This window comes from Streptomyces sp. NBC_01352 (assembly GCF_036237295.1).
Lineage (GTDB): Bacteria > Actinomycetota > Actinomycetes > Streptomycetales > Streptomycetaceae > Streptomyces > Streptomyces plumbiresistens.
The window spans coordinates 5,217,408-5,229,819 of sequence record NZ_CP108354.1 but is presented as its reverse complement, the minus strand read 5'-3'; the positions used below and the strand labels follow the sequence as shown (position 1 = coordinate 5,229,819).

Sequence of the window (12,412 nt, the reverse complement as noted above, 5' to 3'; positions counted from 1 at the left end):
AGTGCGGTGGTACGCGGCGGCGTGCGGAGCGGTCACGTCGCGATGGCGTACACCCCCGCCTGTGCCGCCGCGACCGCGGCGTCCGCCGCGCGTTCGGCGTCGGCGGGGTCCGGGGCGGTACCGGTGGTGAGGAAGCCGTAGTAGAGGGGCGCCGAGACCGCCCGTACGACCGTCGCCGCGTCCGTGCCGGCCGGCAGCTCGCCCCGCGCGACGCCCTCCGCCACGCAGGGCGCCCACTCCGCCACCCGGACCTCGTAGAACCGCCGCAGCGCCTGGGCCGTGCGCTCGTCGCACGCCGCCGCGGCGATCACCGCGCGGAACAGCGCGCCCTGCCGGGGGTCGGTGAGTGTCCGCTGGACCAGCGAGGCGTTGGCGCGCAGGTCGCCTCGTACGGAGCCGGTGCGGGTGCGCGGCAGCGACTGCTCGGCCATCTCGGCGAGCAGGTCGGCGACCAGGGCGGTCACCGAGCCCCACCGCCGGTACACGGTCGTCTTGCCGACCTCCGCGCGCCGGGCGACGTCCGCGAGGTCCAGCCGGTCGAAGCCCTGCTCGGCCAGCACGTCCCCCGCCGCCCGCAGTACGGCCGTACGGACGCGGGCGGTGCGGCCGCCGGGGCGTACGGTGCCGGGTTCGGCGGACATGTCGGCCTCCTCGTTCCCTGTGGATCGCTGTATCGCCTGGATCGCTGTATCGCCACCCGGACCGCCAGCGTAACGAAACGGCAGAACCGTTTAAGCCTCACCGAGCGTGACATCCCCGTGTCCGCGCACGTCACCGGCCTGATAGCGTCCCGCCAACGGGCGAATTCTCTCCACGGGATCGCATCCCGGTCCGCCAAGTCCGTTTCACCGCTGAGAGGTTGGAGCATGCCGGACGACGCCGCAGCACTCGATGCCGCAGCTGCCCGTGCCGTCGCCGAAGAGGAGTCGGCCTTCTCGCACCCCGCGGTCGACCCAGACGCCACCGCGGCGTACGGCGATCATCCCGACCAGGTGATCGACTTCTACGCCCCGCACATCGAGGTCGTACCGGGGGTTCCCGCCCCGCTGGTCGTCGTGCTGCACGGGGGTGCGTGGCGTGCGCCGTACGACCGCCGGCACATCTCGCCCTTCGCGGACTACCTGGCGCGTCGGGGGTTCGGGGTGGCGAGCGTGGAATACCGGCGGGGCGCCGGGGACGGGGAGCCGGAGTCGGTCGCGGGGCGGTGGCCGGACACCTTCGACGACGTCGCCGGCGCGCTGGACGCGCTTCCCGCGCTCGTCCGCGAGATCCTCCCGCAGGCCGACCCGCGCCGCATGGTGGTCACCGGGCACTCGGCGGGCGGTCACCTCGCCCTGTGGGTCGCGGCCCGTCACCTGCTGCCGGCCGACGCCCCCTGGCACACGGACCGTCCGGCGCCACTGCGGGGGGTCGTCGCCCTCGCTCCGATCGCGGACCTCGCGGTCGCGCAGAAGCTGGATGTGTGCGGCGGGGCGGTGCGTCAACTCCTGGGCGGGGAAGTCGAGTTCGCGGAGCGCCAGCCGTACGCCGACCCCGCCCTGCTGCTTCCCACGGGCATCGCGACGACCCTCGTCCAAGGCCGCGGCGACCTGGTCGTCCCGCAGGCGGTCGCCGAGTCGTACGCGGACGCGGCGGCGAAGGCGGGGGAGGTGGTGGGCCTGACGTTGCTGGAGGACGTCGGCCATTTCCCGCTGATCGATCCGGTGGCGGACGCGTGTGCGGTGGTGGCGGAGGAGATCACGCAGCTGGCGTGGTGACCCGCGCCCGCCGACGTGGGGCACGCGTAGTACCTGAGAGGGATGGCGAAGGACCCCTCTCACTGGTGACGACCGCTACCCGGCCCTCCCCCTACCGTTCTGTATGTGACCGAGACGACCCAGATCCACACCACGCCGCCGGGCGACGGGGCCAAGTCGCGCAGCCCGGAGTTCCGGCTTGCCGCGGACGCCCTGCGCGGGCTGCGGCAGGACCTGTTCCACGATGCCTTCGCCTACCGCCTGCTCCCTCGCATGCGTGTCGACGGCCCGCTGACCAGGCGGCTGCCGCCGCGCCTGGGGGAGTACGCGGGCTGGATGCCGCACGCGATGATCTGCGCGGCCGCCCTGCTCACCCTGGCCATCTCCGCCGTCGACCAGGGCGCGTGGCTGGTGCTCGCTCCGCTCGCCGTGCTCCCGATCCTGTTGACCATGGCCCGGCCGGTCGGAGCGTTCTGGCTGTCCATGGCGGCCACCCCGCTCGCTCTCCCGTTCGGCGACCAGTGGGGCGAATGGCCGTGGCTGCCGGGCAGCTTCGCCTGCCATCTGACGGTGCTGACGGTCGTGGCCGTGCGCACCAGGCCGCGCACGGCCGCGTGGATGTGGGCGCTGACCGCGGCGTACGGCACCTTCGCGGAGGCACTGTTCGGCTCGGGCCACTACTCCACCAACACCGGTCCCATGCTGGTCGTCTCCGCACTGGCCCTGCTCAGCGTCGCCGTCTGGCACACCCGCCGTGAGGCCAAGCAGGAGGTGACCGCCCAGCAGACGGTGACCGCGCACGAGCGCTCCCGGCGCACCCTCCTGGAGGAGCGCACGACGATCGCCCGCGAGCTCCACGACGTGGTCGCGCACCACATGTCGGTCGTCGCCATCCAGGCGGAGGCCGCCCCCTACCGGGTGGAGAACCCGCCGCCGGAGCTGGAGCGGGCCTTCGTCACCATCCGGGAGAACGCGGTCGCGGCCCTCACCGAGCTGCGCCGGGTCCTGGGCGTCGTCCGGGCCGAGGACTACGAGGCCCCGGACGCCCCGCAGCCCACCCTCGCCGACCTGGACGGACTGCTCGCCAACGTGCGGGACGCGGGGCTCAGCGTCGACAAGACGGTGACCGGAGCGGTACGCGAGCTGCCGCAGGGCGTCGAGCTGTCGGCGTACCGGATCGTGCAGGAGGCACTGAGCAACACCCTGCGGCACGCGCCCGGCACGAGCGCCCGGGTGGAGATCGGTTACGTCCTCGGCGGGCTGGGCCTGCGCATAGTCAACGACCCGCCGCCCGCGCCGGCCCTGGTGAAGCCCTCGCCCGGCGCCGGGCACGGCATCACCGGCATGCGGGAGCGGGTCTCCATGCTGAACGGCGAGATGACGGCGGGCGCGACGGACGAAGGAGGGTACGAGGTGGCGGTGTTCCTGCCGGTGCCTGCGGCGCCCGCTCCCGGTGAGGACGACGCATGACGCAGGGCACGATCCGCGTACTGATCGCGGACGACCAGATGATGGTCCGCGAGGGCTTCTCGGTCCTGCTGAACGCGATGCCGGACATCGAGGTCGTCGGAGAGGCGGTCAACGGCCGCGAGGCGGTGGCCAAGGTCCGCGAACTCGCCCCGGACGTCGTCCTGATGGACATACGCATGCCGGAGCTGAACGGCATCGAGGCGACCCGCGAGATCGTCGCCGCGGACGGCGCGGCGAAGGTGCTGGTCCTGACCACCTTCGACCTCGACGAGTACGTGTACCAGGCACTGCGGGCAGGAGCCTCCGGCTTCCTCCTCAAGGACGCCTCGGCCCGCCAACTCGCGGACGGGGTAAGGGTGGTGGCGTCCGGCGAGGCCCTCCTCGCGCCCACGGTCACCAAGCGCCTGATCACCGAGTTCTCGAAGCTGTCCCAGACGCCGCGCCTCATGCCGTCCGCACAGGCGGCGTACGGCGACCTGACCGACCGGGAGACGGAGGTCCTGGTCCTGATCGCCCAGGGCCTGTCGAACGCGGAGATCGCGGAACGGCTGGTGGTGGCCGAGTCGACGATCAAGACCCACGTCAGCCGGATCCTGGTGAAGCTGGGGCTCAGGGACCGGACGCAGGCGGCGGTGTTCGCGTACGAGGCGCGGTTGGTGACGCCGGGCTGAGCGATCCGCGGGAAGTGCCGCGATGGGCCGTCGGTCGTCTGCGGCGCCATCGTGGCTGATCGCGCAGTTCCCCGCGCCCCTTCAGAGCGCTGCCGAACCGTCGTTCACCGATTGTCTCCCCGAGCTGTGCGGATTTCGGCGACGGCCGCGGAACTCCTCGGCGAGGCGGACAACCTCGGACAGGTCCGTGGGATCGGCATGGTTTCGAGTCATCCCGTTTGACCAGGAAGGTTTTGCGGGTGCTGGAGCCTCGTTGGTGTATCTGGGGGGCCCGGTTCCCCAGCTGGACACCGGGCTGCGCGACTCGCCCACCGGCGTTGCGTTCTGCGATGCAGAAGCGCAGTTGAAGCACCTCCGGAGGCTGTTCCATAAGGTGGCGGAGGCGTCGCTGGACCCCACAGCGTCGCGGGACTTCATCCAACGACTGGCGAAGGAACTGTGATGAACTGGCGGAAATCGACGTACTCCGGCGGCGGCGAGGGCGACACCTGCGTAGAGATAGCCACCCTCCCCACCCGCATAGCCGTCCGCGACTCCAAGGCCCCCACCCGAGCCACCCTCTCCTTCCCCGCCCCCGCCTTCACCGCCCTCATCGACCACCTGAAGGGCCACCCCGCATGGAACAGCGAGTCACTCTGATCACCCTCGGCGTCTCCGACCTCGCCCGGTCCAAGGCCTTCTACGAAGCCCTCGGCTGGCAGGGGCAGGAAGTCCTGGAGACCGTCTTCTTCCAGGCGGGCGGCCTCGGCCTGGTCCTCTGGGGCCGGGACAAGCTCGCCGCGGACTGTGGGCTGGAAGCCGGGAAGGCGGACGGGTTCGGCGGCATCGTGCTCGCGCACAACGTCCGGTCCGACGCCGAGGTCGACGAACTGCTCGCCGCCGTGGAACGAGCCGGCGGCACCGTGACCAGGCCCGCCGCTGTCAACGAGATCGGCTTCTACTCCAGCGCGTTCACCGACCCGGACGGCCACGCCTGGGAGGTAGCCCACAACCCCGGCTTTCCGCTCGCGGACGACGGCACGGTCACGCTCCCCGACTTCGGTCAGGCCCAGTGAGGCCTGCTGGAGGAAGAAATACGCGCGGTGCCGACCCGGTCGTTCGGGGTGTCCCCCCTGGTCAGACAGGGGAGCCACGGTCTAACGTCCGTGCATGGCAGCCTTCGATCCGTGGGACCCGGCGTTCCTCGACGACCCGTACCCCGCCTATGCCGAGTTGCGTGAGCGTGGCCGTGTGCAGTACTTCGAGCCCACCGGGCAGTGGCTGGTGTCGCATCATGCGGACGTGTCCGCGCTGCTGCGGGACCGGAGGCTGGGGCGGACGTATCAGCACCGGTTCACCCATGAGGACTTCGGGCGTACCGCTCCTCCCGCCGCGCACGAGCCGTTCCACACGCTCAACGACCACGGGATGCTCGACCTGGAGCCGCCGGACCACACCCGGATCCGGCGCCTGGTCTCGAAGGCGTTCACGCCGCGCACGGTGGAGCAGCTCAAGCCCTACGTGACCCGGCTCGCCGGGGAATTGGTCGACGGGCTCGTGCGGCAGGGCGGTGGTGACCTGCTCACCGATGTCGCCGAGCCGCTCCCCGTGGCCGTGATCGCCGAGATGCTGGGCATCCCGGAGTCGGACCGGGCGCCTCTGCGTCCTTGGTCGGCGGACATCTGCGGGATGTACGAGCTGAACCCGTCGGAGGACGTGGCGGCCAGAGCGGTGCGGGCGTCGGTGGAGTTCTCCGACTACCTCCTCCAGCTGATCGCCGATCGTCGCAAGGAGCCGGGCGAGGACCTGATCTCGGGGCTGATCGCGGCGCACGACGAGGGCGACCGTCTCACCGAGCAGGAGATGATCTCGACCTGTGTGCTGCTGCTGAACGCGGGGCACGAGGCGACGGTGAACGCCACCGTCAACGGTTGGTACGCCCTGTTCCGCAACCCCGGCCAGCTGGCGGCCCTGCGTGCGGACCACACGCTGGTCGCGTCCGCGATCGAAGAGCTCATGCGCTACGACACCCCGCTCCAGCTCTTCGAACGCTGGGTGCTCGACGACATCGAGGTCGACGGCACGACGATCCCGAGGGGAGCGGAGATCGCGATGCTCTTCGGCTCCGCCAACCACGACCCCGAGGTGTTCCGGAATCCCGAGCAGCTCGACCTCGCCCGCGAGGACAACCCGCACATCTCCTTCAGTGCCGGCATCCACTACTGCATCGGCGCCCCGCTGGCCCGTATCGAGCTGGCGGCATCGATGACGGCCCTGCTGGAGAAGGCCCCGACGCTGGGCCTGGCGGCGGAGCCGCGTCGGAAGCCGAACTTCGTGATCCGGGGGCTGGAAGGGCTGGCCGTCGACGTGTGACGACGGCGGGCCGCCGGGCTTTCTCGCCCCCTCCGCCCCTTCCCGTCCCGTCCCTGGGGGCTGCCGCCCCCAGACCCCCGCCTTCGGCCCGAAGGGCCTCGTCCTCAAACGCCGGACGGGCTGAAATTCAGCCCCTCCGGCGTTTGAGGAGCGGGGTCTGGGGCGGAGCCCCAGAAGGATGGGACGGGTAGGGGCGGCGGGGGCGAGAAACACCTCACGGGCTCATGTCCCGCCGCCGCAGCCCAGCCAGCCCCACCCCGACCAGCGCCACCGCCAACAGCACAAGGACCAGCACCGGGCCCCACTCCATCTCCCCACCCGGCAGCTTCGGCAGATGGCCGAACGGGGAGACGTCCAGCACCGCCTGCGGAACGTCCAGCGCGGGCCCCACCCAGCCGATCAGCAGCACCGCCCCGGCCACGCCCCACGCCGCCACCGCCGCCCGGGGAGCCAGCCCGTGCAGCAGCACCGCCAGCCCTCCGATCACCCAGACCGCGGCCACCTGCACCAGGCACGCCCCCAGGATCGGCCCGGCCTCCTTGCCGTAGCCCACGGCGAAGCCCAGCCCGGCTAGCAGCATGATCAGTACGGAACCGCCGAAGGCGATCAGCAGGTGGCCGCTCGCCCACCGGAGTCGGCCGACCGCGTTCGCCAGCACCGGTTCCGCGCGCCCCGAGGTCTCCTCGCCGTGCAGGCGCAGCACCGAGGCGACGACGTACAGCGCGGCGATCAGGCCGAGCATGCCGATCATCGCCGAGAGGAAGGCGTCCGTGATCCCCGACTGGCCGCCCATCCGTTCGATGATCTGGCGGGCGTTGTCGTTGTCGCCGACGAGGTCGGCCGCGCCGTCGGTCATGCCGCCGTAGACGACCCCGGCGAGGAAGAAGCCGATGCTCCAGCCGAGGAGGCTGCCGCGTTGCAGCCGCCAGGCCAGCGCCGCCGCCGAGCCGAGGCGGCCGGACGCCGGTCCCGGGCGGGTCGGCAGGAAGCTCATGCCGACGTCCCGGCGGCCGGCCAGTTCGTAGGCGACGGCCGCCTGCACCGCCACCGCCGCGGCGAACAGCACCAGTACCCACCAGCGTTCGGCCGCGAAGGGCCGTACGTTCTCCAGCCAGCCGATCGGCGACAGCCAGGTCAGGACCGACGAGCCGTCGTCCGTCGCCGAGTCGCCGGCCGCGCGCAGCACGAAGGCCGCGCCGAGCACCCCCGCCGTCAGGCCGCGGGCCAGGCGCGCGCTCTCCGTGAGCTGGGCGACGATCGCGGCCATCGTGGCGAAGACCATGCCGACGCCGGCGATCCCGAGCCCGAGGGCGAGCGCGCCGGCCACGCCCTGTCCGGCCAGGCCGGCGGTCAGGAGCAGGGCCAGTACGGCGTTCGCGGCCGCCGCGGTCAGCAGTGCCGCCGTGAGCGACGCCCTACGGCCCACCATCCTCGACGCCACCAGTTCCTGCCGCCCGCTCTCCTCCTCGTCCCGGGTGTGCCGGACGACGATGATCAGGCTCATCACGGCGGCCAGCGCGCCCGCGTACACGCCGACCCGCCAGGCGGTCAGCGCGCCGAGCGAGTCGTCGAAGACCGGGCCGACCATCGCGCGCAGGGAGGGGTTGGTCTCCATCTGCCGTACCAGGTCGGCGCGTTCGGCGGAGGTGCCGTACAGGCCCTTCAGGGTGTTCGGCATGGAGAGGACCATCAGCGCGTTCACCCCGATCCAGATGGGGATCATCGCGCGGTCGCGACGCAGCGCGAAGCGCACCAGGGTGCCGGTGCCCGCGAGTTGGCGGTGACCGGTGGGCCGTGGCGTCGAAACGGCGGTCATCGGGCCGCCGCCTCGGCCGGTACGTCCTCCTGGTAGTGCCGCAGGAACAGCTCCTCCAGCGTGGGCGGCGTCGACGTCAGCGACCGCACGCCGGTCTCGCTCAACTGCCGTAGTACGGCGTCGAGTTCGCTGGTGTCCACCTGGAGCCGTACCCGGTGTCCCTGCACGTCGAGGTCGTGGACGCCCGGCAACTCGGTCAACCCGTTGGGCGCCCCCGCGAGTTCGGCGGTCACGCTGGTTCGCGTCAGGTGGCGCAGGTCGGTGAGCGAGCCGGTCTCGACGGTCCGCCCCTTGCGGATGATGCTGACGCGGTCGCAGAGCTCCTCGACCTCGCTCAGGATGTGGGAGGACAGCAGGACCGTCCGTCCCCGGTCCCGCTCCTCCTCCACGCACCGCCGGAAGACCGCCTCCATCAGCGGGTCCAGGCCCGAGGTCGGCTCGTCCAGGATCAGCAGGTCGACGTCCGAGGCGAACGCGGCGACCAGGGCGACCTTCTGCCGGTTGCCCTTCGAGTACGTCCGTCCCTTCTTCGTCGGATCGAGCTCGAAGCGTTCGATCAGTTCGGCGCGGCGGCCGGTGTCGAGGCCCCCGCGCAGGCGGCCGAAGAGGTCGATGACCTCGCCGCCCGACAGGTTCCGCCACAGGGTCACGTCGCCGGGGACGTACGCGATCCGGCGGTGCACCTCGACCGCGTCCGCCCAGGGATCGCGGCCGAGGACCTGCGCGGCGCCCGAGTCGGCGCGCAGCAGGCCGAGGAGGACGCGGATGGTGGTGGACTTGCCGGAGCCGTTCGGGCCGAGGAAGCCGTGCACCTCGCCCGTCTCCACCTCCAGGTCGAGACCGTCGAGCGCGTGCGTGCGGCCGAAGGACTTGTGCAGTCCGGACACGGTGATGGCCTTCGTCATGCTTCAGAACGTACGCTTCTTTCAGAAATTTGTGAAGTTAAGGAAGCGTATGAAATCCGGTTAGGATGGGCCGCATGACCGAATCAGCCGGGGCCGGGCGGGACGCGGAGGCCGTGTCGAAGTTCGTGGAGGCCTTCGCGGCCCAGCTCGTCGAGGCCGGTATGCAGCGGATGGCCGCCCGGGTGTTCGCCGCGCTCCTCGCGTCCGACTCCGGCGCCATGACCTCAGCCGAACTCGGCGAACAGCTCCAGGTCAGCCCGGCCGCCGTCTCCGGTGCGGTGCGGTATCTCGCGCAGGTGCACATGGTCTCGCGGGAGCGCGAACCCGGCTCACGGCGCGAGCGCTACCGGGTGCACAGCGATCAGTGGTACGAGGCGCTGACGAACCGGGACGCCATCCTCAAACGCTGGGAGCAGACCCTGCGCGAGGGCGTCGACAGCCTGGGTGCCGCGAGCCCCGGCGGACAGCGGATCGCCGAGACGCTCGCCTTCTTCGAGTACCTGGAGGGCGAGTTGATCAAGCTGATGGAACGGTGGCGGGAGCACCGGGAGAAGACCTTCGGCCGGGGCTGACGCTCGGTCTGAAAGGCGCGCCTTCGTCACGCAACCGGTTTCACGTAGCCCTTGCCCTGCTGTGATCCCGTGATCGAGGATGACGGGATGTCAACTGAGACCGTGCCACCCCCGCGCGTCGCGCGCGCCGCAGAGAAGGCCGGTCTCGGAGATTTCGAGAACCGGCATGACCGCCGTACGCCGACATGGCGGCTGGCCGCCGAGGTGGCTCTGCTCCTGCCGGTGGTGATCCTGCTCTTCGCGGCGAAGACCGGGCGGCCGGACGGCGCGTGGGGCTGGCTGGCGCTGCTGGTGGGGGTCGTGGAGATGGGCGTCGTGGTCTGGCGGTTCTCGCCGCTGTTCACCAACGATGCGGTACCGGAGCCCGCTCCGGCCCGGGATCTCGGCAAACTCGTGGTGTATACGGCCCTGCTCGGCGGCTACCTGGCCTGGCAGTGGCACCTCGGCTGGCCGGACAACTCGTTCGGCGACTGGCTGACCGTGGTCGCCGTGACCGCCGCCGTGCCGGTCCTCGTGATCGGCTTCGACATTCTCTTCCTGGCCTACGCGCCCTGGTACACGTTCAGCGAGGGCCTGGTGCTGGGCAATTCGTGGGGCGGCCGACGGCGGCTGATCCGCTACGCCGACGTCACCGTCCTCCGCTACGCGGAGTGGTCGACGAGCAGGAAGGTTCCCACCCTCGCCCCCGGCGACGGCTATAACCGCCGCCACGCCGAGCACCACTGGCACCGCCTCCGTGTACGGGGCGGGCGGAACCTGCGCTTCAGGTCGAGCGGTCTCGACTACGCGTACGACGACCTCAGCGGCGCGATCCTCGCCGGCGTCGCCGCGGAGCAGGTCGCCGGTGTCCGGGCGACGATCCGGGACGGCGGGGAGGCCGCGTTCGGGCCGATCACGGTGGACCGGGACACGATAAGGGCGGGCTCGGTCTCCGTGCCCTGGGAGAAGGTCAAGACCGTCTGGTTCAGCGAGCGCAAACTGCTGATCGAGACGACCGACGGCTCGCCGGGCCTGACCTTCCGCGCCAGCCGGGTCCCGAACGGCGTGACCCTCCAGTGGCTCAACATGGGACTGCAACGGGAGCGCCACGACCGGGACCGCATCAGGAAGGAAAACGAGGAGCGCGAGGCACGTGGGAAGCGGGGCCGCCGCAAGAGGCGCAAGTGAAGCCGCACAGACCAAGGGCCCTGGTGGAGACCGACCTCTCCACCAGGGCCCAACTACCGTACGGCTAACGCTCCTTCGTCTCCTCCAGCACCGTCCGCCCGATCAGCGCGTACCGGGACGGGTCGCGCCGCTTGAGGTACTGCGCGTACCCGATGCCCGATGCCGCGATCAGCACGACGATCCACGGCGTCGCCTTCAGCACCAGCGAACCGGACTCCGTACCGGCCGCCACGCCCATGTTGGAGACCAGCAGGACGACCACCGCGAGCATGGCCACCCCGCCCACCAGCGGGGCGACGAACGTCTTGAACCAGTGGCGGCTCTCGGGGTGGTGCGTGCGGAAGTACGCCAGCACCGCGAACGAACACACGGCCTGCACGACGAGGATCGCCATGGTGCCGAGGATGGCGAGCAGGACGTACAGACCGGCGTACGGGTCCTTGCCCGCGATCCAGAACGCGGCGATCAGTACGGCGCTGATGATGGTCTGGACGAGGCCCGCGATGTGCGGGGAGCCGTGCTTGTCGTGGGTGCGGCCGATGGTCTTCTTCAGCGACGGCAGGACGCCCTCGCGGCCCAGCGCGTACATGTAGCGGGCGGCGCAGTTGTGGAAGGCCATGCCGCAGGCGAGTGAGCCGGTGATCATCAGCCACTGCATGACGACGACCGCCCAGTGGCCGACGTACTGCTCGGTGGGGTTGAAGAACAACGCGAGGGGGTTCGCGGAGGAGGCGGCCGCGACGGCCTCCTTCTCGCCGTTGCCGATGATGGCCATCCAGGAGACGAAGACGTAGAAGACGCCGACGCCGAGGACCGAGATCATCGTCGCCTTGGGGATGATCTTCTTCGGGTTGCGGGACTCCTCGCCGTACATCGCGGTCGACTCGAAGCCGACCCACGACCAGAAGGCGAAGAAGAGGCCGAGGCCGGCGGAGGTGCCCTGGAAGGCGTTGACCGGGTTGATCGGGCCGAAGGTGAAGCCGTTCGGGCCGCCGCCGTGCAGGGCGACCGAGATCGCCATCGCCGCGAGGATCGTCACCTCGGTGGCCAGCAGGACGACGAGCACCTTCTCCGCGACCGAGACGCCGAACCAGGTGCCCATCGCGTTGACGGCGAGCATCAGGATCGCGAACGCCCACCACGGGATGTTCAGACCCGTCTGGTCCTCGAGCGTGGTGGTCGCGAAGACCGAGAAGATGCCGATGAGGGCCGGCTCGAAGACGACGTACGCGAAGGTCGCCAGGAGCCCGGAGGCGAGACCCACCGTGCGGCCGAGGCCGTACGAGATGAAGCCGTAGAAGGCGCCGGTGGAGGTGATGTGCTTCGCCATCGAGGTGAAGCCGACGGAAAAGATTGCCAGGACGACCATTGCGACGAGGTAGCTCGCCGGGGCGCCGATGCCGTTGCCCGACGACACCATGAAGGGCACGTTGCCGGTCATCGCGGTGATCGGCGCGGCGGTCGCCACGGCCATGAAGACCACGCCGAGCAGGCCGATGGCATTGGGCTTGAGCCGGTGGACGGTCTCCTCCCCGCCCGTCTTCGCCTCGGGGGCGACGCCCTCTTGTACTGCCATCGGGTGGCCCCTCTTCTGTCGTCCGGCTTGGGTACTGGTCCGGAATCCTGAAGTGCGAATGAGTCACGCAAAGGGCTGAGGGCGTTAAATGCATGTCAACTAGACCTTTAAAAACCGGGCGTGGCGAACGCCTTGGTTAACTCTCGG

Annotated in this window: 12 protein-coding genes and 1 pseudogene; 9 read left to right on the top strand and 4 right to left on the bottom strand. The window is 70.7% G+C overall.

Going from position 1 to position 12,412, the window contains the following annotated elements; genetic code table 11:
* Nucleotides 1-32 precede the first annotated feature (32 nt).
* Nucleotides 33-641 (bottom strand): TetR/AcrR family transcriptional regulator, encoded by a 609-nt coding sequence (locus OG252_RS24245; RefSeq protein WP_266436214.1) that lies wholly within the window; start codon nucleotides 639-641, stop codon nucleotides 33-35.
* A 225-nt stretch (nucleotides 642-866) separates the two neighbouring features.
* On the opposite strand from OG252_RS24245, the gene OG252_RS24240 reads away from it, so the two are divergent.
* From OG252_RS24240 to OG252_RS24210, 7 genes and pseudogenes are all read left to right on the top strand, one after another.
* Nucleotides 867-1,757 (top strand): alpha/beta hydrolase family protein, encoded by an 891-nt coding sequence (locus tag OG252_RS24240; RefSeq protein ID WP_329338637.1) that lies wholly within the window; start codon nucleotides 867-869, stop codon nucleotides 1,755-1,757.
* 105 nt (nucleotides 1,758-1,862) lie between these two features.
* Nucleotides 1,863-3,206, top strand: a complete 1,344-nt coding sequence (locus OG252_RS24235; RefSeq protein ID WP_329338636.1) for a sensor histidine kinase — start codon at nucleotides 1,863-1,865, stop codon at nucleotides 3,204-3,206.
* Nucleotides 3,203-3,877: a response regulator gene (locus OG252_RS24230; protein WP_266436208.1), complete on the top strand. Its 675-nt coding sequence runs from the start codon at nucleotides 3,203-3,205 to the stop codon at nucleotides 3,875-3,877. Before OG252_RS24235 ends, OG252_RS24230 begins: the two co-directional genes overlap by 4 nt.
* A gap of 196 nt (nucleotides 3,878-4,073) precedes the next feature.
* A pseudogene (locus OG252_RS24225) lies at nucleotides 4,074-4,319 on the top strand (Scr1 family TA system antitoxin-like transcriptional regulator); the annotation flags it as partial.
* Nucleotides 4,319-4,516, top strand: coding sequence for a DUF397 domain-containing protein (locus OG252_RS24220; protein WP_329338633.1), 198 nt, complete (start codon nucleotides 4,319-4,321; stop codon nucleotides 4,514-4,516). The pseudogene OG252_RS24225 and the gene OG252_RS24220, both read left to right, overlap by 1 nt.
* Nucleotides 4,495-4,932, top strand: coding sequence for a VOC family protein (locus tag OG252_RS24215; RefSeq protein WP_266436204.1), 438 nt, complete (start codon nucleotides 4,495-4,497; stop codon nucleotides 4,930-4,932). Before OG252_RS24220 ends, OG252_RS24215 begins: the two co-directional genes overlap by 22 nt.
* A 94-nt stretch (nucleotides 4,933-5,026) precedes the next feature.
* Nucleotides 5,027-6,229 carry a cytochrome P450 gene (locus OG252_RS24210; RefSeq protein ID WP_329338630.1) on the top strand — a complete coding sequence of 401 codons (1,203 nt, stop codon included), beginning with the start codon at nucleotides 5,027-5,029 and terminating at the stop codon, nucleotides 6,227-6,229.
* A 214-nt stretch (nucleotides 6,230-6,443) separates the two neighbouring features.
* Here the strand turns inward: OG252_RS24210 and OG252_RS24205 are convergent, their stop codons facing one another.
* Complete coding sequence (locus OG252_RS24205) at nucleotides 6,444-8,045, bottom strand: ABC transporter permease (protein WP_329338628.1); 1,602 nt, start codon at nucleotides 8,043-8,045, stop codon at nucleotides 6,444-6,446.
* The gene (locus tag OG252_RS24200; RefSeq protein ID WP_266436198.1) at nucleotides 8,042-8,950 is read right to left on the bottom strand and encodes an ABC transporter ATP-binding protein; all 909 of its coding nucleotides are present in this window, start codon (nucleotides 8,948-8,950) and stop codon (nucleotides 8,042-8,044) included. Before OG252_RS24200 ends, OG252_RS24205 begins: the two co-directional genes overlap by 4 nt.
* Before the next feature lie 74 nt (nucleotides 8,951-9,024).
* Here OG252_RS24200 and OG252_RS24195 point away from each other — a divergent pair, with 74 nt between their 5' ends.
* Both OG252_RS24195 and OG252_RS24190 read left to right on the top strand, forming a co-directional pair.
* Entirely contained in the window at nucleotides 9,025-9,522 is a 498-nt protein-coding gene (locus tag OG252_RS24195) for a GbsR/MarR family transcriptional regulator (RefSeq protein WP_266436196.1), read from the top strand.
* 87 nt (nucleotides 9,523-9,609) lie between these two features.
* Nucleotides 9,610-10,689: a hypothetical protein gene (locus OG252_RS24190; protein WP_329338624.1), complete on the top strand. Its 1,080-nt coding sequence runs from the start codon at nucleotides 9,610-9,612 to the stop codon at nucleotides 10,687-10,689.
* Between the two features lie 64 nt (nucleotides 10,690-10,753).
* On the opposite strand, the gene OG252_RS24185 is transcribed toward OG252_RS24190, so the two are convergent.
* Nucleotides 10,754-12,265, bottom strand: coding sequence for an APC family permease (locus tag OG252_RS24185; RefSeq protein WP_329338622.1), 1,512 nt, complete (start codon nucleotides 12,263-12,265; stop codon nucleotides 10,754-10,756).
* Nucleotides 12,266-12,412 lie beyond the last annotated feature (147 nt).

What these genes read in the sequence shown, in the direction of transcription:
- OG252_RS24210 (WP_329338630.1), top strand. Translation starts at nt 5,027, where the DNA reads ATGGCAGCCTTCGATCCGTGGGACCCGGCGTTCCTCGACGACCCGTAC.
- OG252_RS24200 (WP_266436198.1), bottom strand. Translation starts at nt 8,950, where the DNA reads ATGACGAAGGCCATCACCGTGTCCGGACTGCACAAGTCCTTCGGCCGC.
- OG252_RS24215 (WP_266436204.1), top strand. Translation starts at nt 4,495, where the DNA reads ATGGAACAGCGAGTCACTCTGATCACCCTCGGCGTCTCCGACCTCGCC.
- OG252_RS24230 (WP_266436208.1), top strand. Translation starts at nt 3,203, where the DNA reads ATGACGCAGGGCACGATCCGCGTACTGATCGCGGACGACCAGATGATG.
- OG252_RS24190 (WP_329338624.1), top strand. Translation starts at nt 9,610, where the DNA reads ATGTCAACTGAGACCGTGCCACCCCCGCGCGTCGCGCGCGCCGCAGAG.
- OG252_RS24205 (WP_329338628.1), bottom strand. Translation starts at nt 8,045, where the DNA reads ATGACCGCCGTTTCGACGCCACGGCCCACCGGTCACCGCCAACTCGCG.
- OG252_RS24220 (WP_329338633.1), top strand. Translation starts at nt 4,319, where the DNA reads ATGAACTGGCGGAAATCGACGTACTCCGGCGGCGGCGAGGGCGACACC.
- OG252_RS24195 (WP_266436196.1), top strand. Translation starts at nt 9,025, where the DNA reads ATGACCGAATCAGCCGGGGCCGGGCGGGACGCGGAGGCCGTGTCGAAG.
- OG252_RS24185 (WP_329338622.1), bottom strand. Translation starts at nt 12,265, where the DNA reads ATGGCAGTACAAGAGGGCGTCGCCCCCGAGGCGAAGACGGGCGGGGAG.
- OG252_RS24240 (WP_329338637.1), top strand. Translation starts at nt 867, where the DNA reads ATGCCGGACGACGCCGCAGCACTCGATGCCGCAGCTGCCCGTGCCGTC.
- OG252_RS24245 (WP_266436214.1), bottom strand. Translation starts at nt 641, where the DNA reads ATGTCCGCCGAACCCGGCACCGTACGCCCCGGCGGCCGCACCGCCCGC.